Source organism: Streptomyces sp. Ac-502 (assembly GCF_045222935.1).
GTDB lineage: Bacteria > Actinomycetota > Actinomycetes > Streptomycetales > Streptomycetaceae > Streptomyces > Streptomyces monomycini.
In genome coordinates, this window is sequence record NZ_JBHFFO010000002.1 from 56,496 (window position 1) to 80,239 (window position 23,744).

The following is a 23,744-nucleotide window of genomic DNA, read 5'->3' on the forward strand; positions in this document are numbered from 1 at the left end:
CGTACCACTGGGGTGGATCTGTAGGCCCGGCGGGTGCATCGGCTTCGAGTTCGGTGCGGGCTCCGCCGGGCCATCCGTACACCCTCGCACGCGGCACTGACAGTGCCCGGTGTCACCTGGTCCAGGTGCCGGTGAGAGCGCTGGTGGTGAAGCCGGGCCCGTACGCCAGCATGAAGCCGGCCGCGCCGTCGGCGGGTGGATTCTCGTGGGTGCGGCGCAGCACGTCCAGGACCGAGATGCCGCCGAGGTTGCCGGTCTCGGCGAGGCTGTCCCAGGAGTGCCGCAGATCCTCGCGGTCCAAGCCGAGTCCGGCGGCGATGGTGTTGAGGATGGCGGGTCCGCCGGCGTGCGCGAGGACGAAGTCGAAGTCCTGGTGGGGCTGGGTGGCGAGCCATGCGGTGAGAGCGGGCATGGCGTCGGCGGGTGCGGCGGTGGCGGCCTTGGTGGAATCGAAGTGGAAGCCCTCGCGGTCGAGGCGTCCCCAGTAGCGGTCCCGGGAGTGCGGCAGGTAGTAGTGCCAGGTGTCGTCGATCCGCAGGCCCGGCCCGTGGGGTTCGTCGGTGACGATGCAGGCGCCGCCGCTGTCCCCGAACAGCGCCTTGTAGATCATGGCGTCGATGCTGGTGTCCGTGTGGTGGTAGATCGAGGACAGGGTCTCGGCGACGACGACCAGGACGCGGGAGCCGGGGCGTGCGGCGACCTGGTCGGCGGCCATGGCGAGGGCGTGGGCGCCGCCGATGCAGCCGAGGCTGCCGTATGCCTGGCGGCGGATGTCGGGGCGCAGGCCGAGGCGGTCGATGAGATGCAGGTCGAGGTTGGGGACGGCCCAGGAGACGGTGTGGCTGGTGATGATGCAGTCCACGTCCGCGGGGGAGAGCGCGGTGTCGCCGAGGGCGCTGCGGGCGGCCTTCTCGGCGAGGTTCACGGCGTCGGCGAACGCCTGGGTGCCGCGCTCCTCGAGGACCGCGTTACCGGACACGGTGGGCGAGTTGAGGGGCTGGGCGAAGAACCTGGTGGTGACGCCGACGTTGCGGACCGTTCGCAGCACGGCCCCGAGCCGGGGATGGTCCGGGTGGCGGGCGGCGATGTCCGCGCAGATCTCTTCGGTGGTGACCTTGTGCGGGGGCAGGGCTAGGGCGGGGCGTGAGATGTAGGCGGGCATCAGAGGCTCTCCGCTTCTGCAGTCCTTGGCGGGGCCTCACCCTACGGTTGAATCCGCTACGGGTTGCCCTATGCCCAGGTCACGGTGTTATGACGCTTTTGCCCGCAGGTAGGGCTTGCGGATGCTGCTCGGGGTGGCGCCCACGTAGAACGGCACGATCATGACTTTGGAGTACGGGGACGACATCGGCTCGGCGGCGCCGATAGCGACCCAGCCCCGGCCCCGCGACGGGTGGTCCAGCGGGCGTTCGTTGCCGTCCGGGTGGACCTGGGCGTTGCCCTTGTACTGGTAGAGGGCGCCGGCCTCGGGGTCGGCTCTGACGGCGCGCTCGATGCGGGCGAGGGTGTGGTCGTCGGGCAGGGCGGCCCGTGCCGCGCGCAGCTGCGGCAGGACGTAGGGGGCCCACACCGTTTTCCAGTCGACGAGGATGCGGCGGGCGTCGGGGTGCAGCAGCATCCACTCGATCATGTTGGGCGGGACGCCGGTGACGGGGAACAGTGCCCGGAAGTGCCGGTTGGTGGCGACGAGGTTGTAGGAGCAGTCCGTCACGTACGCCATGTGGGAGATGCCGTCCAGGATGTCCTGCCACATGCCGGGGATCTCCCGCCCGGAGCGGTCGTGGAGGATGGCCGGGGGGTCCTCGCCGCGGGCGTAGCGGTAGGCGGCCACCCACTCCTGCTCGGTCAGCGCGAGGACTTTGGCGACGTCGCGCAGCAGGTCGTAGGACGGGTTGGCGTTGCGGCCGGAGACCAGGGCGGCGTAGCTGCCCAGGGAGCGGTGCATGGCTTCGTCGACCTGGGGCTGGGAGAGGCCGGCGGCGCGGCGGCCCTGGCGGTGGGGGCGCTGGAGGCCGACGGATTCGGGGTCGATGAGGCCGCGGCGGGTCTCGAGCAGGTCTTTGAGTGCTTCCTTGTCCATGCGGGCCCCCGTTATCACGTCTGGTGCGTGTGGTGTAGGTGGTGGCGGGTGGTGGTTTTTCAGGTGAAAAGGCTTCAGGTGTGCGGAGTTGAACGTTCAGGCATTCTGTTGCTGCGGGCATCGATCGGGTACCCGCAGCGTCCCGGCGGGTACCGCTGGGGCGTGGCATGGCAGTGCCGGGTGGGGCCGCGTTGGTAGTTCGCAGCCTGCCAACGCGGGTTCACCCGGACTGTCACGACCTACGCGGGCTCTGGCATATGACATGGCTGATAGGTGTAGCCCGCCGCTACCACATTTGTCGATCGCTCGTTCGAGTGATGGGTTGAACGGGCAACGACTTCACGAAGTCGGCCGACCGGCCTCAGGTGGCCACCCCCGAACGGGCGGCAATCTTGTCGAGCTTCCCGTCCAGCACAGTCGCGGGATCGTCGGTGATGGAGGCCAGGGCAACGGCGGCCGTGACGATGACGTCACACAGTTCCTCGGCCACGTCCGCACGGGTGTGGGTGACGCCCTTGCGCGGGTTCTGCCCGATGACGCCGATCCACGCCTGGGCGACCTCGCCGGCTTCCTCGGTGAGCTTCAGCAGGCGCAGGGTGGTCTCGTGCTGGCTTCGGCCGTTCTCCTGATCGAGCCAGGCGACGAGGCGGCGGATCGTCGCCCAGTGGTCGGGGGTCAGCATCACGCCTCCTTGTTGGCGATGCGCAGCAGCACGTCCGCATGACACGGCAGGCTCTCGTGGCACCAGCACATCAGGTCCCGGCCCGCCAGCTCCCGCTGGGCCCGATCAACCAGCTCGGGCTGGGAGAAGAACCATACGGCGTGGAGTTCGACGGCCAGGGCGTGAGCGTCGCGCTGATGGTTGGCGGGCACCTCGGTCTTGAGGCCGTGCGGTGGCGTCTGGCCGCGGTGGCCGGCCCAGTGCACGGCCCAGCCGGTTCCGGTACGGGTCTGCACGACGACGTACGGGTTCCCCCAGCGGGTTCCACGCCCGACGTACACGGCGCCTTCGAGAGCACGCCATCCCCGCGTGCGGCGGCGCTGGATACGGGACGGCATCACGCCTCCTTAGTGTCGCGGCGCCCCATCGGCCAGCCCCGGGCCGCGCGCATCCGCGCCTCGTCGATGTCGACGAACCCCAGCTCCAGCAGATGCAGCAACGCCTCGTGAACCGCGCTGTCCACGATGTTCGCCATCGTCATCGGCTTCTTGTAGGGGCCTTCAGGGCTGAGCAGCCAGCAGGTCGCGGCTCGGGTGGCGATGCGGTGGGCATCGGCGAAGGCACTGCCGGTGCTGGTGTCGACACGGGTCCGTAGAAAGGGGTCGAAGGGGCCCTTGGGGAGCGCCGGCTTGTCGGTCATGACGCCTCCTTGGGCGGGTCGTAGTCGTGCCCGGCGTCGTCCTCATCGCCCTGCGCGACGCACGTACGGCACTGTCCGACGGAAACGGGTTCGTCGGCCTCGGTGTGCTGGTCTGCTGGATGCCCGCACGCGGCGCACCGGTCGGTCGGCGTGTCGAGGGCGGCGATCGTGGCGCAGGGCCAGCCGATGTCGCCGTGGTCGGCGCACAGGTTGCAGTAGTCGGCGTCCTCGTTGCGGGTGTGCAGGGCCCGGACGCGGTCGAGGGCGACGGCGGCTTCGCAGGTGGTGTCGGTGTGCTGGGCCAGGGCCAGGTACTCGCTGGCGGTGTCGGCCTGCTGCTGCTCTATCTCGTCGGCGGTCTGGTCGAGGGTGAAGGAAGTGCCGATGAGGGTGCCGCGGTGGTCGCCGGGGGTTCCGCTGGCGATCTGGTCGACGACTTTGACCAACGTTTGGGAGGCGTGGCGGAGCCGGTCGGGGATGGAGCGCTTGCGGAGCACGAACGGCTTGGTCGGACTGTCGTCGGTCACGGCTTCTCCTCGGCGGGCGTAATGCGGTGGCACGGACACTGGCAAGGGGCTTTGCAGAACTTGCAAACGGCTGGGGCCTTGGCGCCGGAGAGCCCCGTGTGGGACTGGCAGTAGTCGTGTTCGCCGTGCAGGCAGCCGGTGGACAGGTAGCGGTGCGGGCCCTCCTTGGCGGGCGCGGCGTTGGCGGGACAGCCGGGGTAGTGGCCGACCTTGCTGCCGCAGCATTCCTTGCCGGGCTCATCCGCTGGCGCGTCCAGGGCGGCGAGGAGGCCCATGGCGTCCTTGTGCCGCAGTTCGTGGGCGTAGGACTCGACCCGCGCGATGGCGGCCTCGGCCTTGTTGGCACGATCCCGCAGGTGCTTCATCTCGGCGTCTGCGACGGCCATCACCGCGGGGATGATGCCCTGCCTCTGGTCGCGGGGTTCCTCGGCGTCCCGGTTGAGGGCTTCCAGGTACCGCTGGCTGCGCTCGTCGGGCGGCGGGGTGTCGGTCACTTGCGTTCCTTGGTGCCGGAGATGGTCTTCTGCTGGCGTGTGATGCGGTTGGTGCAGCGGAACGCGTCGCGGCATTCGGGCCGGTCGTCCCACCAGTAGGCGCGGTCGGGCTGGAGCGGGATGCGGCAGTAGCGGCAGCGCACGGGCTGCGGTGTGCTCACGGCTGTTCCTTGGCGTACAGGGATGTCTCCTTGGGGTGGTGGTGTGGGTCCACCCTCCCATTTAACGAGTGCGTACGCAATAGTTAAATAACGGGGGCGGGGCACCGCACCCGAAGAACCGGGACGTCTGGCTAGCTCTAGCTATCTCACCCCGGTCAGCACCGCGTTCTTCAGCGCCTGCCGTATCCCCGCCGCATCGAACGGGGTGAGCAGCCCGGCGCGAACATCGTCACGGTAGCCGCCGTTCGGCGAGCACATCAGCGGCGTCACCCCGGCGCTGTCCTGCACGCACTCGTACGCCGCCACCGCCCCGTCCCCGTTCAGGTCGGTGTTGGGGTGGTCCAGGCCGAGGGCGTGCAGCATCTCGTGCACGAACACGTGGAAGCGGCCCTGTTCGGTGATGTACCAGGAGCCGTCCCAGTACTCGGAGTCGATCCGCACCCACCCGCCCCACGCCGAGTGGTCCACGGTGTCGTAGCAGGGCAGGCCTTGGGAGTAGCCCGGTTTGCCGAGGGGCTGGTAGGCCTCGGTGTACTGGATGTGGCCGCGCGGCGGGCAGCGGGTCAGGTCCGGGGTCTCGATGCCGCCGAGGGTGATGTGCACGCCGAGCTGCTGCAGCTGCGCGACGGCCGCGCTCAGGTAGGGCGTGTAGCGGGCCCGGAGTTCCTCACTGGGGAAGGTGACCACGTAGGGCTGGGTGGGGTGGATGGAGCGGACGCCGAGCCGGTCGGCGATCCGCCACCCGGTGCCGGCGTACTGCGGGGTGATGGAGGTGAGGGCGGCGCGCATGGCCCGCTGGATGGCCGGCGGCGGGGGCTGGGTGTCCGCGGGGGCGGCGGGCGTCGCGGTGGTGAGGAGGAGGGCGAGGGAGGCGCCGGCGGTGGCGGCGGCACGGAGAAGGCGCATCCCACCGTGGTATCCGCGAAACCGGGCGCCCGCTGGGCCGCATTGCCCCGGCCCTCACCGGCCCCTTCTCGGCCTTGCGGCGGGGCGCTCAGGTGCTTTCGGGTCCCTCGGCGGCGGCCTCGGTGGCGTGCTTGAGGGCGGAGCGGGCCTTCACCGCGTCCGGGCCGCCCAGCGTGGCCCAGAACACGTGCGTGACGACCGCGCTGGTCAGCTCCAGGCGCCGGGCCCGGGCGTCGGCGACCTGCCGCTTCTGCTCCTCGGTCCAGCCCGGGGAGGCGGGACGCTCGCGCGCGTGCCAGTAGCCGGTCTCGCGGTCGTCGCGGTACGCCTCGGTGGGCTCGGCGCTGATGGGCAGCGTGGCGTAGAGGGCGTGCAGGTCGGCGGTGGCCTGGTCGAGGTCGCGCTGGGCGTGCAGGAGGTCGTCGGGGAAGTCGTAGCTCACTCCCGGAAGGGTACCCCTGTTCGAATCCGTGACCGGGCAGACGCGCGGCGTGCCCGCGGGTGAGGCGGATGCGCTGTCACGATGCCGGTATGCGACTTCTCTACGACTCGGCGACCGGCCTGGACACGCTGACCGACGAGCAGCACGAGGCCTACTGCGAGGTATGGCCGGCCAACAGTTTGGATGACCAGCGCCTGCTTCAGTCCGAGAGCACCACGCCGGAGACGGGGCTGGAGGCGGTGTGGGCCGGGCAGGTGGACGGCCTGCCGGACGGCCAGTGGGTGGTGGTGCAGGCGACCGGCCACCGCAGCCGGATGGCCGCCGTGGACGGCCCGGAGGAGGCGGAGCGGGTGTACGAGCAGTGGGTACGCGAGTACGTCCGGGACGCCGGGGTGCTGTTCGTGCACAGTGAGGTGTCGGGGTGCGGCCGCGGCGAGGTGGAGTACGCCGACGGGGGCCGGTACCTGCCGCCCACCGTGTAGTCCGGACATGGTGCCCCGTGCGGATGCTGTCGTGCGGCGTGTGCGCGCCCTCCCGCACGCCCCGGTCCGGCAGTTCACTACCGGCAGGACGACGAGGAGGCCGGTATGAGCGATGCATGCGACCACGAATGGGTGGTGTGGAGCGGAGCGAACCGGTGCCGCAAGTGCGGCGCCACCCAGAATTGACGCCGATGCGTCTTTCCTGGGATGACCTGCCCGCCGCCGTCCGGGACGCCGTGGCCGGCCGTGTGGGGCCGGTGGCGGCGGCCCGTGATGTCGGGGCCGGGTTCAACTGCCAGCTCGCCACTGCCCTGGAGTCCGGGGCGGGCGGGGGCACGGTGTTCGCCAAGGGACTGTGCGCCCCGGGCGGGCCGGAGCTGGCCGGGCAGGACACGGAGCAGGCCTTAGCCCCGGTGGTACGGACGGTCGGACCGCGGCTGCGGCACCGGGTCCGGACCGGAGGCTGGGATGTGCTGCTGTTCGACCACATCCAAGGACGGCACGCCCGTCTTGAGCCCGGGTCGGCGGACCTGCCGGCCGTTGCCGCTCTCCTGACCGCGGCGGCCGTCCTGGACGCGCCTGCGGGACTTCCGCCGTACGCGGAGCGGTGGGCCCGGCACGGCTCGGCAGCCGAACTGGCCCTGCTCGGCGGTGACGCGCTGGTGCACGCGGACGTCAACCCGCACAACCTGCTTGTCAGCGGCGGGAGCGGGGGCGGGCGTGGCTGGTGGACTGGGCGATGCCCGCCCGCGGCCCCGCCTGGGCCGATGTCGCGGAGACAGCGGTGCGGCTGATGGAGGACGGCCACACCGCCGACACCGCGCACGCCTGGGCGCTTCAGCAGCCCGCGTGGCGGGCCGCCCCGCCGGAGGCCGTAGGGACGTGGTGTGCGCTGCGCTGCCGGGCCCTGACGGCCGGCGTGGGCGAGCAGGGGGCGCGCCGCTCCAACGCCCGTCACCAGGCCCTCGCCGATGCCGTCAGTGCGACCGCTGTCGGAGGTTGAAGCCGGGGGAGCGCCAGTCTGCTCGAGTACCGGGATCCACCGGGGGTCCACTACCGCCATGCCGGGTCACCTCCGCGCCGTCGTATCCCCATCGTCCTCGCCGGGACGCTGCGGGGCATCCCCTTGCCGAGGCCCGTCCGGGGATCCGGGAAAGTCGTCGGACAAGAGCCTGCGCAGCATGTCGTTCTCCCAGCGGTCCCGCTCCGCCTGCCGCTTGAGGTCTCTCGCTGTGGCCTGCCTCTGGTCGAGGAGCGCCTCCAGGGCTGTTGCGTGGTCGTCCAGGGCCTGGGCGACGGCGTGCTGGGCCGCTTCCCACTGGTCCTGCGGCAGGCGGTCGGCGAGCTGCGTCAGGGCAGTGTTCAGGGCGAGCCTGCCGCCGCGGGCGAAGACTTCGTAGAAGAAGACACGGTCCATGCCTGCATAACGGCGGCCGGGCACGCTCTGGTGACCGAATGCGAGATGCGTTCGACATGTCGCTCGTCCTGATTACTTCCGGCCCGAACGAGGGCTGGACGGGCACCTGGACCGGATCGGCATCTGGGAGTGACACCAAGCAGGGCCCGGCCAGGGTTCGGCCGGGCGGTCTCTCGTCGCCGCGCCCTGCTCCTGCTATCAAGAAGGCGGCCCGTACGGGCAGGGGAGGGGAGCCTGGTGAACTTCGAGTTCGTGTGCGGCTGGTGCGAGGCGGACAACGTCCTGTGGGGGGAGCAGGCCGGGTTCTGGGGCACGCGGTATGAGCTGCCGGAGGAGTGGGACTGCTGGGACTGCGGCGGCACGAACATCACGCCGGACGGGCCGTGGACCGAAGCCGACTGAACGGAGGGGGCCTCATCCCGACATCACCCGCCTGACGGCAGCGTTCACAGTGCGGGTGCAGGCCCGGCAGGACCGGTAGCGCAGTGGCCGGGTGAGGTTCCCGGATTCGGCGGTGAAGACGCTGCCGGAGCAGGCGATCTCGTAGGTCCTGTCGGGACGCTGACGGGCTCGGTGATCCAGGCGCCCGTGGTACAGGCGGACGGTGTACGGCCACGTCGGGGAGCGCCCTTCGGCGCTGTACCGGTTCTGGGGGCCGCCCATGTCAGACCTCGTCCTCGAACTCCGGGGGCCGGCGGTGTCCAGGCCCATGGGGCCGGTGGCGGTGTGCATCCGCTGGACGGCGGCGGTCAGGGCGGCGGCCGCGGCCATCGCTTCGTCGCGGGCGGCCACCAGCTCACGGACAGCCCGGTCGGGGCGTCCGCCGCCCTGGATGTGGATGCGGCCGCACTCGAAGGTGTCCAGGACGGGCCAGACCGACTGCCGCACGGCCTGTTGCAGCATGCCGGTCAGGCGGTCGAGGGAGCCGAGGGCGGTGTAGGAGTCGCCGGGGTTCTCCCAGCCGGTGGCGGTGGTGTGGGAGGCGTGGTGGAAGGCGCGGACGTGCTCGGCGGCGTCGGCCAGATGACGGGCGGGATTCTGGCTCACTGGGCTCTCCTCGGCGGGGGTGTGGCGGCGCACGGCAGAGACTACGCGGCACGCAACCGTCCCACCGGGGGAGGGCGAGCCGTTCTTCGCGACCGGAACGTCCCCGACATCGGGACGGGGGGTCATCGGCGTCGCTAGTGTGGTGTCTCCCCGACCTGGAGGACGGCATGAGCAGCGAGCCGTGGACCATCGAGAGCATCCGCGATGCCCTCGCCGACCCTGACCTCGTGCAGCGCTTTCTGAGCGAGATCAACCGGGCGCCGGCGCACCAGCTCCTCACCGTCTTCGCCAAGTGGGAGCGCATCGCCAAGGACACCCTCGCTGCAGTCCAGCGCGGCCGGGAACTTGCCGCCTACGAGGCCCGAGGCGAGCAGCCCCCGGCGAGTGGATCGACGTCACCGATCGTGTTCTTGATGAAGCTCGCCGGATCCGCGCACGCGGCACCGCGCGGCCGGAGCACGTCGCACGCACCGAGGGGACCTCATGAGCGGGCCGTTGTGGACGATCGATTCCCTCGCCCATGCCCTCCCGGCCCCGGAGCTGCGGCAGGAGTTCCTGCGCGAGGCGCACCTGGCGACCCTGGACGAGCTGCCTGCCGTCTTTGCCCGGTGGGGGAGTCTCGTGGAGCGCTACGACGCCTCCCGCCCGGAGATGGAAGCCCTCCTCCGGTACGCCAGGAAGCATGACGGCGAGCTGCCGGCCGACCTCGCGGACGACGGCACCACGGATGAGTGGATGACGCAGTGGGGCGAGAGCCTGAGGCGAGCGGAGACCGACGCCGCGTGACCTACCGTCTGGTCGTCCCGCCGGGCATCCGGCGGCAGATCGAGAAGCTGCCTCTCGAGACGCAGCGCGCGCTGCACGGCCTCTTCCGCGACCTGCGGGATGATCCGGACCGGCACAGCGGCCCGTACGGGCTGGAGGATGACGGGCCGGTGCGGATGCGGTCCGCCGGCCGTGCCGGTGCCATCGCCGTGGTGCTCGTCAGCGACCTGACGGTCACCGTGACGGTCGTCAGCGTGCAGACGCCCCTCGCCGACTGATACCTCGCCGAATCGGCAAGCAGGATGGTCAGTCGTTGAAGGGGATTTCGTCGCGCCAATGGTCGGGCAGAGCGCCGATGTCGTCCTGCTCAGCAAGGAGCTGCTGCGCAAGCCAGTTCGGCAGGCCGTTGTGCGGTTCTTGCGCCTGTGCAATGGGGGCGCCAGGCGGGGTGTTCGGGCACGGTGTGCTGCTCGTCATGATTGGTACTGTATTGCCGGTTTCGGCGTGTTCTGTGGAGGAGCCGCTCGGCGTCTGCTTATGGTGGGGTTCTCCGCTCGGCCGGAGATGAACCGACACGAATGCAGTGCTCAGTGTCCGGTGGCCCGCACGCCCGGGGATGCAAGCGCGTCCGCCCCCGCCAGAAGCCCGGCGGGGGCGTCGCTGCGTTATCGCTCGCCGCAGTGCATCCGGATCAGGTTCCCGACCGTCCACGCCAGGGCGAGTGCTGCCTCGAGGTGCTGGAGCTGCTCCTGGGGGAGGGCCAGCAGCGCGAAGAACAGGACGTAGTGGGTGGGGTCGTCGGGGTGCTGGGTGAGAGCTTGGCTGGTCATGGTCTACCTCCGAGAGGATTCGTAGAGACAAGCTGGGTGCTTGCCCTTGTCCTCTCGAGGCGGGGTATGTGGGGCCCCGTCGGCGGCCATATCGCCGTCGGGGTTCCCCCATCGTCTCAGTCGTCACACGGGTTCACAACGGAAACGTGGGACTGACTCGCCTCACCCAAACGCCCCTTCCGTCACTACCGTGAGGGACGCAGTCGTGGTCACGTCCGTGGCAGATCCACAAAACGCCCATAATGGGCCTGGAACGCCACTGTGATGTATGCCGTCGGCCCGTGCCGATGCTTGGCCACGATCAGGTCAGCCTCGCCCGCCCGCGGGGACTCCTTCAAGTAGTAGTCCTCGCGGTGAAGAAGAATGACGGTGTCGGCGGCGAAAGTGATCGCTCCCGACTCCCGCAGGTCGTCCAGTCGAGGCTTCTTGTCGATCCTGTTCTCCGGCCCGCGGTTGAGGTGGGAGGTGGCCAGAACCGCTACGTCCAGTTCCCGGGCCATGGTCTTCAGGTCGCGCACCACGTCGCCCACCTCCCGCTCCCGCAGGTCGCTACGCTTCTCGGGCCGGATGTCCTGGATGCCGTCAACTGCAATCAGGCGGACGCCCTGCTCCCGCACCAGTTCCTCAGCCTGCTCGGCCAGCTCGGCCATAGTGATACGCCCAGGAGCCTTCAGATACATCGGGGTAGCCGCGAGCTCGGGCATCCGCCGGGCCAGGCGGGTCCAGTCCTCTTGGATCATCTTCCCGGTGCGCATGTGGTAGCCGACGACACGGGACTCGGCGGTCAGGACGCGGTGGACGAACTGGTGGCGGGTCTCCTCGAGGGTGAAGACGCCGACCGGGACATTGAGCTTGACGCTGACGTGCCGGCACACGTCGGTCAGCAGCGTCGTGCGCCCCATGGAGGGGCGCGATGCGATGACGGTCAGGCTTCCGCGGCACAGACCGCCGGTCAGCGAGTCAAGATCCGTGAAGCCGGTGGGCAAGCCGGGGAGCTGAGCGTCGTCCATAGGCGGCCAGAGGGCTTCCTCTGCCCCTTGGGCTTGGCCAGCGGACTCGATGTCGTCGAGAGCGCCTTCCACCACCACGCCGAACAGGTCGGGATGCTCGTCGTCGGCTCCCACAGGCTCTGTGGAGTCTTCGGTCTGGATCTCGTCGGTCATGCTTCCCCTCCCAGGCTGCCCATCAGTATTCCGAGACGGAGCGGTCCGGTGTTCACGTCTGCGCCATGTCCACGAACCGGCTGTAGTGCAGCTGAGCAGCCACAGTGATCGTTGCGGTGGGGCCGTTGCGGTGCTTGCCAACGATCAGGTCTACCTCTCCGGCCCGCGGTGACTCCGATTCATACGCGTCGTCGCGGTGCAGCAGGATCACCAGATCCGCGTCCTGCTCGATCGCACCGGACTCCCGCAGGTCGGAGACCATCGGCTTCTTGTCGCTGCGCATCTCGGGACCACGGTTGAGCTGTGCCAGCGCAATGATCGGCACCTGGAGTTCCTTGGCCAGCAGTTTGAGGCTGCTGCTGATCTCAGAGACCTCCTGCTGCCGCGACTCGGGGCGTTGCCCGCCCAGCTTCATGAGCTGGAGGTAGTCGATCACGATGACGCCGATGTCTGGGTGCTTGGCCTTCAGCCGCCGCAGCTTCGCCTGGATCGCGGTGTACGTGCGTTCGCAGTCGTTGATGTGCAGCTGGGCCCGGTAGATACGCGGGACGGCCTGGTCCATGCGCTGCATGTCCTCGTCGGTGAGTTGCCCCGAGCGAATGTGGTGCAGTGCGATCCGCCCCTCGGCGGAGATGAGCCGCATCATCAGTTCACGGACCGGCATCTCGAGGGAGACGAACGCGGCGGGGATCTGCTGCTTGATGGCGCAGGAGCGGGCGATGTCCATGGCGACGGTGGACTTGCCCATGCCGGGCCGGCCGGCGATGACGACGAGCTGGCCGGGCTGCAGCCCCTGGGTGAGCTCGTCGAAGTCGGTGTAGCCGGTGGCTAGGCCGGAGATGCCTTGGCGGTGCCGGGCCTGCTCGATGTAGTCGAGGGCATCGGCGAGGGCTTCTGCTGGGAGGACGAAGTCGTGTTCATTGCTGGCGGCCGCGCCTTCGGCGACGGTGGCGATCTCGGCGGTGGCCCGGGCGAGGAGTTCGTCGGTACTGCCTTCGCCGCGGAAGCCGGCCTGCATGATGCGCACGCCGGCTTCGGTCAGGCGGCGCAGGACGGCTTTGCGGTGGACGATGCCTGCGTAGTGCTCGCCGACGGCTCCGGTCTCCAGGGCCAGGGAGACCTCGGTGAGGTAGTCGCGGCCGCCGGCTGCGTGTAGCTGGCCGCGGCGTTCAAGCTCGTCGGCGAGCAGCGGGTAGGCGTTGGGCAGGCCCTTGGAGTGCCGCTCGACCATGAGGTTGTGCAGGATGCGGTGAGCGGGCAGGTAGTAGTCCTCTTCGCGTACGGCACTCTGGCAATCGAGGACGGCGTCGGGGGAGAACATCATGGCGGCGAGGGCGGTCTTCTCTGCGCCGATGTCGTGCTGGGGAGTACGCCCAGCAGAGTCCAGGGTCGGATCGTGCCCGTCGTCGTGGCGGGTGAGGCTGGTCTTCTGGTGCGGCACTACAGTCACAGGGATCTCCCGTTGCGGAGGTAGACGCGGCGCCCGGCCTGGCGAGGAACCCGGGCGCCGCGGCGCGTGTCAGACCGAAGGCTTCTGGAGGCCGTCCAGGAGGCTGGTGATGCTGCGGGTGGACAACTTCCCCTGCTGCTCCTCCCGTTGCGCCTGAGAGGCCTTCTGGGGCCGGGACGGGCCCTTCGTCGGGGAGTGGCGGACCGCTTCGTACAGGGGGAGGTCCCGGATGCGCTTCGGCAGCACGTGCGCGTGCCGCGTGATCCCGTCAGGGTCCTTCGTGACGCACTGCTCGAGCAGCCGCCGGTCCATCTCGTCCAGGACGCGGATACCGGGCCAACCCATCTCCCGCATCAGGCGGAGCAGCAACGGCGCGCACCGCTCGGCGGTGTCCCGTCCGGCATGCCACGGCTTCTTGAGCAGCTTCAGGAACCGGGCCGCCTCCTGAAGGTCTTCTGGTGTGCAGCCGGCTTCCCCTCCTCCATCGGTGACGGGTGTTCCCGCGCGTCGCCTGTGAGGGGGTAGGGGAGGAGGTATCCACCTCCCCCGGGGGTGTGGGGGTTTCCGGCATTGCCGGAAGTGGAGCTGACCTGGGGCAATGCGGCGTCGGCATTGCCGGATCCGGCATCACCGTATCCGGCAATGCCGGAAGTGGTTCCGGCCTGGGCGGATCGCTTATTTGTGCAGTTATGTCCGTTATTGTTTCCGGCGTTACCGGATCCGGCATTGCCGGAAGTGGAGCTGACCTGGGGAAACAGCTGCTCGAAGCGCCCTGAGCGACGCGCCTCCTGAATCTCCGGGTTGTACTCGGGGAAGTCGTAGAACTCGTACGCCACCCCGGTCTTCCGGCCGCGCTCGTCCCGCGCCATCAACCGCCGGATGTAGCCTTTCGCCGCGATCCGCGTGAACGACTCGTACACGGCGTCCCGGCCCACGACGCGGGCACCGTTGCCGCTGACGACGCCCATCTCCCGCAGACGCTCCAGGACCGTCACCGGTGTCACCCGAAGGGGCTCACCGGGCCGCTGCCGGCTCTGCTCGGCGAACATGAACATCAACTGGATGACGACCTTGGTGTCCAGCGGGTGCGTCAATGCGAACGGACCGAACTCCATGTGCGCATGCAACTGAACGCCCGCCACCGGCCCACGGGCCACGATGGCGACAGACTCGTTGGCCCCGAAGTCCGGTGTGGCCGGATCGTTGACCGTCACGCTGTCCCCTCCGCCGTGCGGGGGATCACAACGTTGACTGAAGGACTACTGGTGAAGCGGGCAGGTGATACGGGTACCCTCGGCATGGATCGCCTTCCTAGGGGTGGATCTGTTGATGCAGCGAGGTAGGACTCGCTGTGTGCGCTTGGACGGTCGGCGGAGCTGCGAACTTCCGTCGGCCGTTTCGCGTTCTGGACTACCACGCGCGTGGCTGTAGCCAGATAACCGGCTCACTTCGGTTCCCGTGGCTTGCGGGGCTTCTTGTCCGGCCCGCGGCGGCCAGCTGGCCGGGGATGCTGTTCGTACAGCTCGAGCACGGGGCCGGGCGGCATCGCTTTGACGGCGTTCGCGACCTTCGCCCAGGCGTACGGCTTGCCTTCGCCGATCGGCCATTTCTCGTCGGTGCGGGCCCGGTAGCGGACTGTGTCGCCAGTGGCGTTCTCGTCCAGTCCGTACTGGCGTAGAAGGTCTGCTACCTCGCTGAACGTGGCGACGAGGGGCAGGTCCTCCGGCTTCCAGGAGGTCATGGTGCGGGCCTCCGGAGACTTTTACGGAGTCCCTGGAAAACGGTTAGGCTCACAGAGACGGCCTTCCTCACAGGGTTGGTGTGTCAGTTCTGGCGCTGCTGCGAATTTGCGCCAGGGCATAGGGCGGGCGGCCGGGGCCAACCGGTCGTCCGCTCACTTCATGTTCACGGCGGTCCGCGCATCGTGCTCCTCCTCATCACGCCGCCAGCTGCTTGATGGCCTCGACAGTCTCCGCCGCCGTCCGGTTCCCCTGGAACCTCGGGGCCGACAACATGCTCGACAGCCGATCCATCCGCTTCACGATCCACGAGATCTGGTCCTCGACCGGCAGCGACAGCACCGGCCGTACCGCCGCCGCCGCGCCCTCCACATCCCCGAGCTGCACCCGGGCCGTGGCCAGGTAGACGTGTGCCAGGCGCTCGTCGTCAAGCGACCGTTCCTCCGGAGCCGACGCCTGCCACAGCTCGATCGCCGCCGTCGCTTCCCGCTCAGCGCGCTCAGCGTCGTGCCCGCCGTCCAGCCAGATCAGCGAGGACCCGGCGTAGTAGCGCTGCTTGGCCACCGAGAATCCGAACAGGCCGCCCAGCTCGTCGGGCCGGCGTATCCGGCCGCGGGCCTCCTCGGCGCTGTCGAGAGCGGCGTTCGCCGCCACCGAGTTGCCGAGGTTCGCCAGGCACTGGGCCTCGCCGCACCTGAGCCGCGCCTCCGCGGTCCCGTTGCCGCCGCCCACCCACTGGTAGCCGTCCCGGGCGAACTCCAGCGCGAGGCCGTAGTCACCCATGAACCGGGCGATCAGCGAGCGGGTGCCCGCTACCCATGCCGCCAGTTCCGCGTCGCCCGCACACTCGGCGCACCGCGCGGCCGCGGCTGCATGGTTCAGAGCCTCGCCCGGTTCCCCTATGTCGAGCAGCGCGTACGCCAGGACACCCGACAGGCGTCCGGTCGTCACGTACAGGTCGGAACGGTCCTGCGGGCGGTGATGGCCGGACCGGATCCGTTCGTACGCCTCGGCCTGGAGCGTGTGCGCGCGGTCCATCATCGGCGCCGGCGCTGTGGACAGGTAGTCGACCGCAGTCTCTTCCACGCCTGCGTGCAGCTCTCCTATGTCCAGGTCTGCCAGCGAGCACAGGTCCCTGGAGATGGCCAGGGCCGCCGCCCTGGTGCGGCGCAAGGCCGCGTCCCGGCGTCGTACGGCGTCGTCCCGCTCCCATGCCGTGTACAGCGCGCCGTCGGCGTTGAGCGCTACGTCGGTCTTGGCGGCCACGTGCTCGTTGGCGGGCCGGCGCCCGGACTCAACGTGGTGCAGGTACGAGCGGTTGTAGTGCGTCCGCTCGGCCAGATCGGCCAGCGACAGGCCCGCCTTGAGGCGGCGGGTACGGAGTTGCTCCGGGAAGGTCGGCATGTGGTGAGTGTTCCTCCTCTCCATTGATCCTCGGGTGGCGTTTGCCGGAAATGCCGGGACTTGAGCTGTTGTCAAACGCCGTTGCTGCTGGTTGTAAACACGCCGTGAGGCGCTGGGGGTGCGGTCCGGTGCTGGCATGGGAGGCGTGAAAGATGAAGCCTCCCTGGCTGGTCTACGAGTCTTCCTTCCCGATGTCGGTTCGCTGTCCTTGGCGGGACTTCCGATTCGCGAAGTAGGGCTCGAGGACGTTCCAGTCGAAGACGCGTACGCGCCCCACCTTCACGGCCTTGTCCATCGGGACGGGCCAGTCGGGGTCGGACTCGGCGAGCTGCCGGATCCGCTGTGCACTGATCCGCTTGAGGCCGCTCTCTTCCAGCCGCGCGGGCATGTCGGCGAACGACACCAAGTCTGGTGCTCCCTTCTCTCTCTGGACTTCTGCTCCCTCGGGGGAGTCGGGCATAAGGAATCCTCCCACACTTCCTTGTATTTGAACAAGGAAGTTGCTACGGTCGTGTCAGCACAACAGGACGACCCCGGTCAGCTCTCGCCGATCCGGGGTCGTGTGTCCCAACAGGGCTCTGACCTCCTGACGGGACAGCTCGATCACCTGCGCTATCAGGAGTCGAACCATGAATGATGCTACTTGCGCATCGACCACAAGCACCATCGCCCCGCACGCCATCGGCGCCGAGGCCACCGACTACCCCCAGCCGACCGCCCCGTCCGCCAGGCCGGGCAAGCTGACCGTTCAGGTCTTCGACGATGAGCTGAAGACCGACACCGACCGCATCCTGAACCAGACCGCCGACGGCATCACGGTCTCGGTCACCGCCACGCTTCTGCGTGTGGTGCCCGCCCATGACGACCGCATCGGCATGGTCCTGGCCGACGTGTACGGCGAGACCGGCATGGTCACCGTCGACGCCGCCGTGGTGATGGACGCGGCCCGCGCGGCGGGCGGTCCGATCCGGCCCGGCCAGAAGCTGTCCGTGGCGGGCCCCGTGGTCTACCGGCTCCCGGCTATGGCCACGATCGACGGTCGCAGCATCCGGGTGGTGACCGCGTGATGACCACCGTCGACTCCCGTATCGCGTACCTGCCGCAGCCGGACGAGTTCCTGCGCCGCGCCCGCCACGACGACGAGCTGCGCGAGGCCATGGCGCACACGCAGCGCCTCGCCGAAGACGTGCCGTCGTCCCCGGCCTCCGCCACCCGCCTGCTGTCCAACGCCTTCCACGCCTTCGCGAAGGCGGGCCTGGACTACATCGACGGTGACCTGTCCCCGGTGACCCGCATCGCGGTCACCGACCAGGAGACCGGCCAGGACGACTTCGCCGCGCAGATGCCCGCGGAGATTGCGGAGCTGATGGCGATGGCGCTGGGCACGGTCACCCGTCTGATGCTGGCGGAGAACCGGGCGGCCGCCGTAAAGCAGCAGTCCGCCGGCATCGGCGACTCGAACCGTCCCGCGCTGCGGGTCGTCACCGGCCGGGCCCAGGACGCCGCGGACTACGCGGCCGCACAGTCCCGGCGTGACGCCCAGGACCACCGCGACGACGCCGACCTGCGCTCCTACCGGCCCACCGGAGGCACCTCATGAGCATCCTCACCGCGCTCGGCCTGTGCTTCTTCGGCCTGGCCCTGCTGGCCGCCGCCCACCGCAGCGCCCCCCGGTGGATCGCCGCCGCCCTGCTGTCCGGCTCCTCCACCTGCGCGGCCGTCACCTACGCCGCCGACCGCAACATCGCCTGGACCTGGACCACCCTGATCCTCGCCGTGGTCCTGGCCTGCGCCGCCGCGCACGACCTGCTGCGCTCCCGCACCCTCCGCAAGACAGGAGGCACTCGGTGACCACCGTCCTGTCGTTCCTGACCACCGCCCTGGCCGCCGCCGGACTCCTGTCCTGCCTTCACCCCCGCACCCCCGCCTACGCCCTGCCCGCCCTGTGGGCGATGGCCGCCGCCTGCGCCTCCCTGGCCGCCGTCACCCAGCACGACCTGCCGGGCACCGTGACGGGCGCCGGCCTGACCCTGGCCCTGGTCACCGCCGCCACCTACGAGGCGGCCAAGACCTCCCGCACCACCGGAGGCGCGCGATGACCTCCCTGCCGAACCCGCAGCCCGGCCCGGTCAGCCCCGAGCTGGTCGCCGACATCGACGCCGTCTTCCTCGGCTGGTGGGACACCCCCTCGTCGCCCTGTGCTTCGCCGACTACCGGCCCCGCGCCATCCAGACGTACGCCCGCCAGCACGGCTCCGCCGCCCGGGAGAACGAGCCCGAGCCGAACGCCGACACCTACGGCATCACCCGCACCTTCGAGGGCGGCGACCAGTGATGACGCTCTGCACGGCCGGTCAGGTCACCGGGCCCTTCGCTGACCTGGCCGGTGCTCACCCCGCACTCGACAAGATCCTGGCCGGTCTCTGTGAACTCCACGAGGCGACCGGCCTGGACGCCGACACCACCAGCGCCGTCCTGACCCGCCTCGCTGGAGACGACAGCATCCTCGCGCTCCTCCCCGCGGTCCTCCGCACCCTGATCACCGGCCCCGGCATCGCGGTCCTGCCCTGCGAACAGCGCCACGCCGCCCTGGCCCACATCGAAGCGCTCGCCGTCCACCTCGAGGCCCTGCCGCGGTTTCTCGCCGACGAAGCAGCCGCCGACATCGACCCGGACCAGCCCTGAAGGAGGCAACACCGATGTCCACGTCCATCGTGTCCCTGCCGCGTGAGCTGCCCGCCGGCTCCGCCCGCTCCCTGCCGATGCTCGACGCCGTCGTCGAAGTCCTCCGCGCCGCAGGAGAACACGTCCACGTCGTCTACGCCGCCAACGGCGACAAGTTCAAGGTCGTCCCCGACGAGCAGACCGCCTGACCACCACACCCAGGAGACGCCATGCCCCGCAACGTACGCAACGAGATCACCGGTGACGCCGAGATCCACGGCACCGCCTACCAGGCCGGACACGTCAACACCTTCACCGACGGATCCACCGACAACCTCCACACCGGCACCGGCGACACCCGCGTGAACACGACCACCGGCACGACCTACACCGCCAGCAACGTCCAGGACGACGGCACGGACGGCGTGCACATCACCGGCGGCAGCCACGGCATCACCTTCAACGCCTGACCACCACAACCCAGGAGCAGCCATGGACACCCAGCCGATGACCGCCGCCGACCACCTCGCCAAGGGCGAACAACTCCTCAACGGCCGCGCTGACCGCGCCGAATGGACCGCCGCCCGCGCAGCCCAGGCCCAGGCCCACTTCGCCGCAGCCCGCCTGCTCTTCGACCTCGAAGCCATCCGCATGGAAGGCAGGTCGCACAAGACCTACTACGCCCTTGAGAGCACCGGTCTCATCGCGACTGTCGAAGACCGCCACCGCGTCGCAAACCAGCGCGTCGCCTGACCACCCTCCCGCGGGGCCCGGCCGGGAGCCGACAACGGACCGGGCCCCGCACCCCACCGCCGACAGGAGACCCGCCATGGACTTCACCCGCTACCGCGTCGAAGACGCCGACGGCACCTTCCTCGACGAGTTCGCCACCAACGCCCCCGACCTCGCCGAACAGCGCATCACCCACACCCGCAAACACCACCCCGACCTCACCGTCACCGAGACCGACGACAACGACTGAAGGAGCCCCGACATGTCTGTGACCACCGACTACCACCTCAAGCTCAGCCCCGGCGACGAGGTCGGAACCGACCCCGTACTCAAGTGCTGCGGAGGCAACGTCATGACCACCGCCCTGCACCCGAGCGGGGGCAGCACCCACACCTGCGTCCAGTGCGACACCCGTGCGGACGTCGACAAGCACGGAGTCCTCACCGACATTCGCTGACCACCCCTGCCGCAGAGTCCGCCGGAGCCGACACGACGGACCCGCACCGAAGGAGACCTCCCATGAGCGCAGCCCAGAACGCCGCCGACGCCGTCCAGCACCTCATCGACGCCACCAACCAGCACGGCCTCGGCAGCCCCGAAGCCGACCTCGCCGCCGTCATCGCCAACGACCGCGTCGACGAAGCCCACGCCGCCGGGGCCACCAACGACGACATCAACGCCGCCCGCGGCCGCTGACCACCCACCGCGCGGGGCCTGGCAGCCGACACCGGGCCCCCACAGCATCCCGAACCCGAAAGGACCGAACCATGGCCGCCCAGCAGACCGCATGGCCCACAGGCGTCGTCAACCGCTACCTCACCCTCGCAGGCATCGCGCTCGCCGACCCGAACATCACCGTCGACGTCACCGACGACGGATTCGCCGCCGAACGCCGCGGCTGCGAAGCGCACAACAGCAACGGCTACGCGGCCGCCGTCACCAGCTGGGCCGACACCCACGCCAAGAACTGCCGCCAGCTGCCCCGCCCCACCACCTGACCAGGAGACCCGGTGCCCGACCTCCTCGCCCTCGCCCTGACCGGCGACATCGACCGCTACCGCCAAGCCCGACGGCGCCGCCGCGCCATGCGCTGCGCCCGGCACATCCGCCTCCACGGCCCCTGCGACCCCACCCCCGCCGACCTCACCGCCTACACCTACGGCGCCACCGGCATCCGCCTCACCGACGACGAAGCCCGCGACGCCCTCACCGCCGAACTCCTCGCCCACGGCCGCCGCCTCACCGACCCCGACCTGTAACCCGAAAGGAGCCAGCCCATGAACGTCACGATCCGGAACACGTACGGCACGCCGCACAACGTCAGCGACACCAACCCGACCCACGTCACCAGCTGCGACTACTACCGGCTGCCGCTCATCGGCACCATCGCCCCCGGCAATCCCGGCTACGACGACATGGTCGAGATCCTGAAGGACAACGGCCACGACACCCGCCCCGAGGGTTACGGGCTGGTCTTCCTGGAGTCCGAGGAGTTCAGCGCCACCTACTTCGGGTCGGTCGACCAGATCGAGCAGTACAAGCGCCAGAACACCGACGGCACAGCGACGTTCGACGCCTCGCAGGGCGTCGTGTACGCCCAGTGGCCCCATGGCAAGGGCTGGGACGACTTCCTGCCCCGCGTCTTCTGGAACGTGCAGGCGCGCGGTGCCATCGCGGACGGCGTCGGCCTCGTCACCGCCTTCGCGCACACCGAGGTGCCGGGCGCCGAGGTCATCGTCTACGAGTTCGAAGGCAAGTGGCTACGCGACAGCGAACCGGCCCACATGGTCACCTACCACTGCACCGCCTGCCACCTGGACACGTTCCACGACTCGGGCCACGTCCACGAGAACACCGGCCCCGATCGGCGTCGGTGGGCCGCCCGCCAGGCCCGGCAGCACATCGTGAACGCGCACCGGCACGGTGTCGGCGGGCAGAACAGCCCCTGCCGCCCCAACGGCGGCGAAATGCTGCGCGTCGTCAACACCGTAGCCAAGGACCGCCTCGGCATGACCAGCAACCCGCTGCCGGACACCGACGACGCGTACTGCGCCACCAAGGGCCCCTGCTCGATCATCCGCGAGCTCCGCGCGGGCATCCGCCCGCCCGTCTACCGCGCCTGACGACCCCGCACCACCACCCCGAAAGGAGACCGGCCCATGCTTCCCCAGCTGCAGCACACGGTCGAGCAGGTGCCCGTAGCGGCATGGGCCGCCCTGCTCGCCCTCCTCACCCTCGCCTTCGGCTACCGCATCGCCGCCCTCCGAGGACGCACCGAACGCCGCAAGCCCCACGGCAAGACCCCCGCCGCCGCATCATCGGCTTCCTCGGCATGAGCCTCGTCGTCACCGCCGGCCTCGCCCTGTCCACCAACACCTCCTCCCGCTTCGCCGACAAACGCCTCCACATGGACTCCCCTGGCACATGACGGTCGGCCTCGTCCTCGAAGCCATCGTGCTGGGCCTGTCCGTGTACTCCTGGGCGTTCAACGACAAGGGCGCCGCCCGCGCCGCGTACTTCCTCGTCTTCGCCCAGGCCATCGGCGCCATCGAAGTCGTCCGCTTCGAGGGCGAGGACATCGGCACCGCCGCCGTCCGCATCGTCGGCCCCGTCATGCTCGCCTACGGCCTGCACAAGCTCCTCGGCCTCGAGACGAAGCTCAAGAAGATCGAGATCAAGTCGGACGGGCTCCTCGCCCGCGCCTGGCGCGACCGCCTCAAGCGCCTCGAGTCCCGCCTCGGCATCGGCTCCCGCGGCGCCGACGCCCAGTCCATCAGCCGCCGCAACGCCCAGGACCGCATCGTCGTCCTCGCCACGCTCGGTAAGCCCTGGTGGATGCCCAAGAGCCGCTACGACAAGGCCCTCATGCGCGCCGGCGACGCTTCCTTCCACGGCCTGGACGACACCCTCGACCAGCTCGGCATCGAGCTGCAGATCACCTCCCGCATCGACCGTATGGGCGCCTTCAAGAGCCTCCCGAAGCGGGACGAGACCTACGCCCTGCAGTCCCTGCGCCCCGCTGTAGAAGATCAGGGCGCACCCGCCCCGGCAGCCGACGACGACAGCCCTCTGACCAGCGGGGGCGCACCAGGGCGCACCTCCGGTCACGGTGCAGGCACGCCCGGCGCAAACCCCGGCGAGGCACAGGCGAACAAGAGGCCCGACGCAGGCGAAGCCGACCGTCGCAGGCTCGCCTTCGACCTCTACTTCGACCTCCGCGGCACCGGCCCGGCCCCCTCCCAGAACGCCTTCGAGAAGGCGTGGCGCGAGGCCGGATACGGGCTGAAGACCGACGACATCCGCGCCCTGTACAAGGACGTCCACACCAAGGTCACCGGTAACAATCCGCAACCACCCACCCCCTGACCGCCACCCCGCCCGACACCGACAGGAGACCGACATGACCACCCGATCCGCCCCCCAGCCCCTGACCCCCGACCAGCTCACCGACTGGCTCCGCACCCACCTGGACGACTTCGACCCCGACCAGGTCATCACCCCCTTCACGCTCACCGACATCCACCCCGGCCTCGGCTGGACCCGCGCCCGCAACGCCCTGTCCGCCCTGCACGACGCTGGCCTCCTCCATGAAACCTGCCGCACCGCCACCTACACGCTGCGCCCCGACCTCCCCACCACCGGCACCGGCCACGTCTGGTACCGCATCACCAACCGCGCCGGCGCCCCCGTCGAAATCACCGCCACCCAGCCCCGCCCCACCGACCCCTGGGACGCCGACCGGCTCAACACCCGCTGGACCTGCACCGGATGCCCCGAAGGCCACCCCGACCTCTGGTACTCCCACGCCCTCGAACGCGTCCGCAAGCACGCCGCCAACTGCACCGGCCAGGCCCTCACCGCCCCCGGAGCCGCCGCATGAGCAACGAAGCACGCAACCAGCCCCCGGCCACCGGACCCGAAGGCGCCCGCTACGAGTGGGACAACGTCACCCTCGACGGCGTACTCGACGCCCTCAACGAAGCAGTCGGCCACGTGCGCGCCTACTTCGCCGAACGGCTCGCGACCAGCACCGACGTGTGCCACCTCCGCCTCGAACTCCCCGCCGAAAACCGCGACTGAC

General features: G+C 69.8%; 46 protein-coding genes. 25 read left to right on the forward strand and 21 right to left on the reverse strand.

The window, feature by feature from the left end; all coding sequences use genetic code 11:
• Positions 1–112: 112 nt before the first annotated feature.
• The 10 genes from ACEXOX_RS44325 to ACEXOX_RS44370 all read right to left on the reverse strand — a co-directional run bounded on the left by ACEXOX_RS44325 (position 113) and on the right by ACEXOX_RS44370 (position 5,971).
• A complete protein-coding gene (locus ACEXOX_RS44325; RefSeq protein WP_406526785.1) occupies positions 113–1,162 on the reverse strand; it encodes a type III polyketide synthase in 1,050 nt (349 codons plus the stop codon).
• A gap of 87 nt (positions 1,163–1,249) precedes the next feature.
• Positions 1,250–2,080 carry a helix-turn-helix domain-containing protein gene (locus ACEXOX_RS44330; protein WP_406526786.1) on the reverse strand — a complete coding sequence of 277 codons (831 nt, stop codon included), beginning with the start codon at positions 2,078–2,080 and terminating at the stop codon, positions 1,250–1,252.
• Between the two features lie 361 nt (positions 2,081–2,441).
• Positions 2,442–2,762 carry a MazG-like family protein gene (locus tag ACEXOX_RS44335; RefSeq protein ID WP_406526787.1) on the reverse strand — a complete coding sequence of 107 codons (321 nt, stop codon included), beginning with the start codon at positions 2,760–2,762 and terminating at the stop codon, positions 2,442–2,444.
• A complete protein-coding gene (locus tag ACEXOX_RS44340; protein WP_406526788.1) occupies positions 2,762–3,139 on the reverse strand; it encodes a DUF4326 domain-containing protein in 378 nt (125 codons plus the stop codon). Before ACEXOX_RS44340 ends, ACEXOX_RS44335 begins: the two co-directional genes overlap by 1 nt.
• The gene (locus ACEXOX_RS44345) at positions 3,139–3,441 is read right to left on the reverse strand and encodes a hypothetical protein (RefSeq protein ID WP_406526789.1); all 303 of its coding nucleotides are present in this window, start codon (positions 3,439–3,441) and stop codon (positions 3,139–3,141) included. Before ACEXOX_RS44345 ends, ACEXOX_RS44340 begins: the two co-directional genes overlap by 1 nt.
• Positions 3,438–3,968, reverse strand: a complete 531-nt coding sequence (locus ACEXOX_RS44350; protein ID WP_406526790.1) for a hypothetical protein — start codon at positions 3,966–3,968, stop codon at positions 3,438–3,440. Before ACEXOX_RS44350 ends, ACEXOX_RS44345 begins: the two co-directional genes overlap by 4 nt.
• Complete coding sequence (locus tag ACEXOX_RS44355) at positions 3,965–4,462, reverse strand: hypothetical protein (RefSeq protein ID WP_406526791.1); 498 nt, start codon at positions 4,460–4,462, stop codon at positions 3,965–3,967. Before ACEXOX_RS44355 ends, ACEXOX_RS44350 begins: the two co-directional genes overlap by 4 nt.
• On the reverse strand, positions 4,459–4,623 hold the full coding sequence (locus tag ACEXOX_RS44360; protein ID WP_406526792.1) for a hypothetical protein: 165 nt from the start codon (positions 4,621–4,623) through the stop codon (positions 4,459–4,461). The genes ACEXOX_RS44355 and ACEXOX_RS44360 overlap by 4 nt, the downstream gene beginning before the upstream one ends.
• A 141-nt stretch (positions 4,624–4,764) precedes the next feature.
• Positions 4,765–5,529: a hypothetical protein gene (locus ACEXOX_RS44365; protein ID WP_406526793.1), complete on the reverse strand. Its 765-nt coding sequence runs from the start codon at positions 5,527–5,529 to the stop codon at positions 4,765–4,767.
• A gap of 88 nt (positions 5,530–5,617) precedes the next feature.
• Positions 5,618–5,971, reverse strand: coding sequence for a hypothetical protein (locus ACEXOX_RS44370; RefSeq protein ID WP_406526794.1), 354 nt, complete (start codon positions 5,969–5,971; stop codon positions 5,618–5,620).
• Between the two features lie 89 nt (positions 5,972–6,060).
• On the opposite strand from ACEXOX_RS44370, the gene ACEXOX_RS44375 reads away from it, so the two are divergent.
• The 3 genes from ACEXOX_RS44375 to ACEXOX_RS44385 all read left to right on the forward strand — a co-directional run bounded on the left by ACEXOX_RS44375 (position 6,061) and on the right by ACEXOX_RS44385 (position 7,456).
• On the forward strand, positions 6,061–6,453 hold the full coding sequence (locus ACEXOX_RS44375; RefSeq protein ID WP_406526795.1) for a hypothetical protein: 393 nt from the start codon (positions 6,061–6,063) through the stop codon (positions 6,451–6,453).
• A 191-nt stretch (positions 6,454–6,644) separates the two neighbouring features.
• Positions 6,645–7,247, forward strand: a complete 603-nt coding sequence (locus ACEXOX_RS44380; RefSeq protein WP_406526796.1) for a hypothetical protein — start codon at positions 6,645–6,647, stop codon at positions 7,245–7,247.
• Positions 7,238–7,456, forward strand: a complete 219-nt coding sequence (locus ACEXOX_RS44385; protein ID WP_406526797.1) for a hypothetical protein — start codon at positions 7,238–7,240, stop codon at positions 7,454–7,456. Before ACEXOX_RS44380 ends, ACEXOX_RS44385 begins: the two co-directional genes overlap by 10 nt.
• Positions 7,457–7,522: 66 nt before the next feature.
• Here the strand turns inward: ACEXOX_RS44385 and ACEXOX_RS44390 are convergent, their stop codons facing one another.
• On the reverse strand, positions 7,523–7,870 hold the full coding sequence (locus ACEXOX_RS44390; RefSeq protein ID WP_406526798.1) for a hypothetical protein: 348 nt from the start codon (positions 7,868–7,870) through the stop codon (positions 7,523–7,525).
• Positions 7,871–8,107: 237 nt separating this feature from the next.
• On the opposite strand from ACEXOX_RS44390, the gene ACEXOX_RS44395 reads away from it, so the two are divergent.
• Positions 8,108–8,272, forward strand: coding sequence for a hypothetical protein (locus tag ACEXOX_RS44395; RefSeq protein WP_406526799.1), 165 nt, complete (start codon positions 8,108–8,110; stop codon positions 8,270–8,272).
• A gap of 12 nt (positions 8,273–8,284) precedes the next feature.
• Here the strand turns inward: ACEXOX_RS44395 and ACEXOX_RS44400 are convergent, their stop codons facing one another.
• Positions 8,285–8,917: a hypothetical protein gene (locus ACEXOX_RS44400; RefSeq protein ID WP_406526800.1), complete on the reverse strand. Its 633-nt coding sequence runs from the start codon at positions 8,915–8,917 to the stop codon at positions 8,285–8,287.
• Positions 8,918–9,400: 483 nt separating this feature from the next.
• On the opposite strand from ACEXOX_RS44400, the gene ACEXOX_RS44405 reads away from it, so the two are divergent.
• Positions 9,401–9,703: a hypothetical protein gene (locus ACEXOX_RS44405; RefSeq protein ID WP_406526801.1), complete on the forward strand. Its 303-nt coding sequence runs from the start codon at positions 9,401–9,403 to the stop codon at positions 9,701–9,703.
• Positions 9,700–9,960 carry a type II toxin-antitoxin system RelE/ParE family toxin gene (locus ACEXOX_RS44410; protein WP_406526802.1) on the forward strand — a complete coding sequence of 87 codons (261 nt, stop codon included), beginning with the start codon at positions 9,700–9,702 and terminating at the stop codon, positions 9,958–9,960. Before ACEXOX_RS44405 ends, ACEXOX_RS44410 begins: the two co-directional genes overlap by 4 nt.
• A 28-nt stretch (positions 9,961–9,988) precedes the next feature.
• Here ACEXOX_RS44410 and ACEXOX_RS44415 read toward each other — a convergent pair whose 3' ends face one another.
• The 9 genes from ACEXOX_RS44415 to ACEXOX_RS44455 form a co-directional block, all read right to left on the reverse strand.
• Positions 9,989–10,159, reverse strand: coding sequence for a hypothetical protein (locus tag ACEXOX_RS44415; protein WP_406526803.1), 171 nt, complete (start codon positions 10,157–10,159; stop codon positions 9,989–9,991).
• Between the two features lie 188 nt (positions 10,160–10,347).
• Positions 10,348–10,512: a hypothetical protein gene (locus tag ACEXOX_RS44420; protein WP_406526804.1), complete on the reverse strand. Its 165-nt coding sequence runs from the start codon at positions 10,510–10,512 to the stop codon at positions 10,348–10,350.
• Positions 10,513–10,721: 209 nt separating this feature from the next.
• Positions 10,722–11,675 carry a replicative DNA helicase gene (locus ACEXOX_RS44425; RefSeq protein ID WP_406526805.1) on the reverse strand — a complete coding sequence of 318 codons (954 nt, stop codon included), beginning with the start codon at positions 11,673–11,675 and terminating at the stop codon, positions 10,722–10,724.
• A gap of 52 nt (positions 11,676–11,727) precedes the next feature.
• On the reverse strand, positions 11,728–13,125 hold the full coding sequence (gene dnaB / locus ACEXOX_RS44430) for a replicative DNA helicase (RefSeq protein ID WP_406526806.1): 1,398 nt from the start codon (positions 13,123–13,125) through the stop codon (positions 11,728–11,730).
• A 69-nt stretch (positions 13,126–13,194) separates the two neighbouring features.
• Positions 13,195–13,479, reverse strand: a complete 285-nt coding sequence (locus ACEXOX_RS44435) for a hypothetical protein (protein WP_406526807.1) — start codon at positions 13,477–13,479, stop codon at positions 13,195–13,197.
• Positions 13,480–13,550: 71 nt separating this feature from the next.
• On the reverse strand, positions 13,551–14,339 hold the full coding sequence (locus ACEXOX_RS44440; RefSeq protein WP_406526808.1) for a hypothetical protein: 789 nt from the start codon (positions 14,337–14,339) through the stop codon (positions 13,551–13,553).
• 230 nt (positions 14,340–14,569) lie between these two features.
• Positions 14,570–14,866 (reverse strand): hypothetical protein, encoded by a 297-nt coding sequence (locus ACEXOX_RS44445; RefSeq protein ID WP_406526809.1) that lies wholly within the window; start codon positions 14,864–14,866, stop codon positions 14,570–14,572.
• 196 nt (positions 14,867–15,062) lie between these two features.
• Positions 15,063–16,268 carry a multiprotein-bridging factor 1 family protein gene (locus ACEXOX_RS44450; RefSeq protein WP_406526810.1) on the reverse strand — a complete coding sequence of 402 codons (1,206 nt, stop codon included), beginning with the start codon at positions 16,266–16,268 and terminating at the stop codon, positions 15,063–15,065.
• A 172-nt stretch (positions 16,269–16,440) separates the two neighbouring features.
• Positions 16,441–16,671: a hypothetical protein gene (locus ACEXOX_RS44455; RefSeq protein ID WP_406526811.1), complete on the reverse strand. Its 231-nt coding sequence runs from the start codon at positions 16,669–16,671 to the stop codon at positions 16,441–16,443.
• Between the two features lie 226 nt (positions 16,672–16,897).
• Here ACEXOX_RS44455 and ACEXOX_RS44460 point away from each other — a divergent pair, with 226 nt between their 5' ends.
• The 19 genes from ACEXOX_RS44460 (at position 16,898) to ACEXOX_RS44550 (ending at position 23,743) form a co-directional block, all read left to right on the forward strand.
• Positions 16,898–17,335: a hypothetical protein gene (locus ACEXOX_RS44460; protein ID WP_406526812.1), complete on the forward strand. Its 438-nt coding sequence runs from the start codon at positions 16,898–16,900 to the stop codon at positions 17,333–17,335.
• Positions 17,335–17,868 carry a hypothetical protein gene (locus ACEXOX_RS44465; RefSeq protein ID WP_406526813.1) on the forward strand — a complete coding sequence of 178 codons (534 nt, stop codon included), beginning with the start codon at positions 17,335–17,337 and terminating at the stop codon, positions 17,866–17,868. Before ACEXOX_RS44460 ends, ACEXOX_RS44465 begins: the two co-directional genes overlap by 1 nt.
• Entirely contained in the window at positions 17,865–18,119 is a 255-nt protein-coding gene (locus ACEXOX_RS44470; protein WP_406526814.1) for a hypothetical protein, read from the forward strand. Before ACEXOX_RS44465 ends, ACEXOX_RS44470 begins: the two co-directional genes overlap by 4 nt.
• Complete coding sequence (locus ACEXOX_RS44475) at positions 18,116–18,367, forward strand: hypothetical protein (protein ID WP_406526815.1); 252 nt, start codon at positions 18,116–18,118, stop codon at positions 18,365–18,367. Before ACEXOX_RS44470 ends, ACEXOX_RS44475 begins: the two co-directional genes overlap by 4 nt.
• A 76-nt stretch (positions 18,368–18,443) precedes the next feature.
• A complete protein-coding gene (locus ACEXOX_RS44480; RefSeq protein WP_406526816.1) occupies positions 18,444–18,602 on the forward strand; it encodes a hypothetical protein in 159 nt (52 codons plus the stop codon).
• Complete coding sequence (locus tag ACEXOX_RS44485) at positions 18,602–18,952, forward strand: hypothetical protein (RefSeq protein WP_406526817.1); 351 nt, start codon at positions 18,602–18,604, stop codon at positions 18,950–18,952. The genes ACEXOX_RS44480 and ACEXOX_RS44485 overlap by 1 nt, the downstream gene beginning before the upstream one ends.
• Positions 18,953–18,966: 14 nt before the next feature.
• Complete coding sequence (locus ACEXOX_RS44490) at positions 18,967–19,140, forward strand: hypothetical protein (protein ID WP_406526818.1); 174 nt, start codon at positions 18,967–18,969, stop codon at positions 19,138–19,140.
• Positions 19,141–19,161: 21 nt separating this feature from the next.
• Positions 19,162–19,401, forward strand: coding sequence for a hypothetical protein (locus ACEXOX_RS44495; protein ID WP_406526819.1), 240 nt, complete (start codon positions 19,162–19,164; stop codon positions 19,399–19,401).
• 22 nt (positions 19,402–19,423) lie between these two features.
• Entirely contained in the window at positions 19,424–19,684 is a 261-nt protein-coding gene (locus ACEXOX_RS44500; RefSeq protein ID WP_406526820.1) for a hypothetical protein, read from the forward strand.
• 76 nt (positions 19,685–19,760) lie between these two features.
• On the forward strand, positions 19,761–19,913 hold the full coding sequence (locus tag ACEXOX_RS44505; protein ID WP_406526821.1) for a hypothetical protein: 153 nt from the start codon (positions 19,761–19,763) through the stop codon (positions 19,911–19,913).
• 12 nt (positions 19,914–19,925) lie between these two features.
• Positions 19,926–20,120: a hypothetical protein gene (locus ACEXOX_RS44510; protein ID WP_406526822.1), complete on the forward strand. Its 195-nt coding sequence runs from the start codon at positions 19,926–19,928 to the stop codon at positions 20,118–20,120.
• 62 nt (positions 20,121–20,182) lie between these two features.
• On the forward strand, positions 20,183–20,359 hold the full coding sequence (locus ACEXOX_RS44515) for a hypothetical protein (protein WP_406526823.1): 177 nt from the start codon (positions 20,183–20,185) through the stop codon (positions 20,357–20,359).
• Positions 20,360–20,430: 71 nt separating this feature from the next.
• Complete coding sequence (locus ACEXOX_RS44520; RefSeq protein ID WP_406526824.1) at positions 20,431–20,661, forward strand: hypothetical protein; 231 nt, start codon at positions 20,431–20,433, stop codon at positions 20,659–20,661.
• 12 nt (positions 20,662–20,673) lie between these two features.
• Complete coding sequence (locus ACEXOX_RS44525) at positions 20,674–20,922, forward strand: hypothetical protein (RefSeq protein WP_406526825.1); 249 nt, start codon at positions 20,674–20,676, stop codon at positions 20,920–20,922.
• A gap of 18 nt (positions 20,923–20,940) precedes the next feature.
• Entirely contained in the window at positions 20,941–21,786 is an 846-nt protein-coding gene (locus ACEXOX_RS44530; protein WP_406526826.1) for a hypothetical protein, read from the forward strand.
• A 36-nt stretch (positions 21,787–21,822) separates the two neighbouring features.
• Complete coding sequence (locus ACEXOX_RS44535; protein WP_406526827.1) at positions 21,823–21,999, forward strand: hypothetical protein; 177 nt, start codon at positions 21,823–21,825, stop codon at positions 21,997–21,999.
• Positions 22,000–22,087: 88 nt separating this feature from the next.
• Positions 22,088–23,029: a hypothetical protein gene (locus ACEXOX_RS44540; RefSeq protein ID WP_406526828.1), complete on the forward strand. Its 942-nt coding sequence runs from the start codon at positions 22,088–22,090 to the stop codon at positions 23,027–23,029.
• Positions 23,030–23,063: 34 nt separating this feature from the next.
• Positions 23,064–23,543, forward strand: a complete 480-nt coding sequence (locus ACEXOX_RS44545; RefSeq protein ID WP_406526829.1) for a hypothetical protein — start codon at positions 23,064–23,066, stop codon at positions 23,541–23,543.
• Complete coding sequence (locus tag ACEXOX_RS44550; RefSeq protein ID WP_406526830.1) at positions 23,540–23,743, forward strand: hypothetical protein; 204 nt, start codon at positions 23,540–23,542, stop codon at positions 23,741–23,743. The genes ACEXOX_RS44545 and ACEXOX_RS44550 overlap by 4 nt, the downstream gene beginning before the upstream one ends.
• Position 23,744: the final 1 nt, after the last annotated feature.

Excerpts from the sequence above, each read along its gene's own strand:
- ACEXOX_RS44515 (WP_406526823.1), top strand. The coding sequence starts at position 20,183 with ATGAGCGCAGCCCAGAACGCCGCCGACGCCGTCCAGCACCTCATCGAC.
- ACEXOX_RS44435 (WP_406526807.1), bottom strand. The coding sequence starts at position 13,479 with ATGCGGGAGATGGGTTGGCCCGGTATCCGCGTCCTGGACGAGATGGAC.
- ACEXOX_RS44345 (WP_406526789.1), bottom strand. The coding sequence starts at position 3,441 with ATGACCGACAAGCCGGCGCTCCCCAAGGGCCCCTTCGACCCCTTTCTA.
- ACEXOX_RS44545 (WP_406526829.1), top strand. The coding sequence starts at position 23,064 with ATGACCACCCGATCCGCCCCCCAGCCCCTGACCCCCGACCAGCTCACC.
- ACEXOX_RS44505 (WP_406526821.1), top strand. The coding sequence starts at position 19,761 with ATGGACTTCACCCGCTACCGCGTCGAAGACGCCGACGGCACCTTCCTC.
- ACEXOX_RS44405 (WP_406526801.1), top strand. The coding sequence starts at position 9,401 with ATGAGCGGGCCGTTGTGGACGATCGATTCCCTCGCCCATGCCCTCCCG.
- ACEXOX_RS44325 (WP_406526785.1), bottom strand. The coding sequence starts at position 1,162 with ATGCCCGCCTACATCTCACGCCCCGCCCTAGCCCTGCCCCCGCACAAG.
- ACEXOX_RS44470 (WP_406526814.1), top strand. The coding sequence starts at position 17,865 with ATGAGCATCCTCACCGCGCTCGGCCTGTGCTTCTTCGGCCTGGCCCTG.
- ACEXOX_RS44450 (WP_406526810.1), bottom strand. The coding sequence starts at position 16,268 with ATGCCGACCTTCCCGGAGCAACTCCGTACCCGCCGCCTCAAGGCGGGC.
- ACEXOX_RS44535 (WP_406526827.1), top strand. The coding sequence starts at position 21,823 with ATGCTTCCCCAGCTGCAGCACACGGTCGAGCAGGTGCCCGTAGCGGCA.
- ACEXOX_RS44365 (WP_406526793.1), bottom strand. The coding sequence starts at position 5,529 with ATGCGCCTTCTCCGTGCCGCCGCCACCGCCGGCGCCTCCCTCGCCCTC.
- ACEXOX_RS44540 (WP_406526828.1), top strand. The coding sequence starts at position 22,088 with ATGACGGTCGGCCTCGTCCTCGAAGCCATCGTGCTGGGCCTGTCCGTG.
- ACEXOX_RS44530 (WP_406526826.1), top strand. The coding sequence starts at position 20,941 with ATGAACGTCACGATCCGGAACACGTACGGCACGCCGCACAACGTCAGC.
- ACEXOX_RS44495 (WP_406526819.1), top strand. The coding sequence starts at position 19,162 with ATGCCCCGCAACGTACGCAACGAGATCACCGGTGACGCCGAGATCCAC.
- ACEXOX_RS44390 (WP_406526798.1), bottom strand. The coding sequence starts at position 7,870 with ATGGACCGTGTCTTCTTCTACGAAGTCTTCGCCCGCGGCGGCAGGCTC.
- ACEXOX_RS44490 (WP_406526818.1), top strand. The coding sequence starts at position 18,967 with ATGTCCACGTCCATCGTGTCCCTGCCGCGTGAGCTGCCCGCCGGCTCC.
- ACEXOX_RS44330 (WP_406526786.1), bottom strand. The coding sequence starts at position 2,080 with ATGGACAAGGAAGCACTCAAAGACCTGCTCGAGACCCGCCGCGGCCTC.
- ACEXOX_RS44510 (WP_406526822.1), top strand. The coding sequence starts at position 19,926 with ATGTCTGTGACCACCGACTACCACCTCAAGCTCAGCCCCGGCGACGAG.
- ACEXOX_RS44465 (WP_406526813.1), top strand. The coding sequence starts at position 17,335 with ATGACCACCGTCGACTCCCGTATCGCGTACCTGCCGCAGCCGGACGAG.
- ACEXOX_RS44335 (WP_406526787.1), bottom strand. The coding sequence starts at position 2,762 with ATGCTGACCCCCGACCACTGGGCGACGATCCGCCGCCTCGTCGCCTGG.
- ACEXOX_RS44425 (WP_406526805.1), bottom strand. The coding sequence starts at position 11,675 with ATGACCGACGAGATCCAGACCGAAGACTCCACAGAGCCTGTGGGAGCC.
- ACEXOX_RS44485 (WP_406526817.1), top strand. The coding sequence starts at position 18,602 with ATGACGCTCTGCACGGCCGGTCAGGTCACCGGGCCCTTCGCTGACCTG.
- ACEXOX_RS44420 (WP_406526804.1), bottom strand. The coding sequence starts at position 10,512 with ATGACCAGCCAAGCTCTCACCCAGCACCCCGACGACCCCACCCACTAC.
- ACEXOX_RS44340 (WP_406526788.1), bottom strand. The coding sequence starts at position 3,139 with ATGCCGTCCCGTATCCAGCGCCGCCGCACGCGGGGATGGCGTGCTCTC.
- ACEXOX_RS44445 (WP_406526809.1), bottom strand. The coding sequence starts at position 14,866 with ATGACCTCCTGGAAGCCGGAGGACCTGCCCCTCGTCGCCACGTTCAGC.
- ACEXOX_RS44520 (WP_406526824.1), top strand. The coding sequence starts at position 20,431 with ATGGCCGCCCAGCAGACCGCATGGCCCACAGGCGTCGTCAACCGCTAC.
- ACEXOX_RS44375 (WP_406526795.1), top strand. The coding sequence starts at position 6,061 with ATGCGACTTCTCTACGACTCGGCGACCGGCCTGGACACGCTGACCGAC.
- ACEXOX_RS44500 (WP_406526820.1), top strand. The coding sequence starts at position 19,424 with ATGGACACCCAGCCGATGACCGCCGCCGACCACCTCGCCAAGGGCGAA.
- ACEXOX_RS44460 (WP_406526812.1), top strand. The coding sequence starts at position 16,898 with ATGAATGATGCTACTTGCGCATCGACCACAAGCACCATCGCCCCGCAC.
- ACEXOX_RS44550 (WP_406526830.1), top strand. The coding sequence starts at position 23,540 with ATGAGCAACGAAGCACGCAACCAGCCCCCGGCCACCGGACCCGAAGGC.
- ACEXOX_RS44415 (WP_406526803.1), bottom strand. The coding sequence starts at position 10,159 with ATGACGAGCAGCACACCGTGCCCGAACACCCCGCCTGGCGCCCCCATT.
- ACEXOX_RS44380 (WP_406526796.1), top strand. The coding sequence starts at position 6,645 with ATGCGTCTTTCCTGGGATGACCTGCCCGCCGCCGTCCGGGACGCCGTG.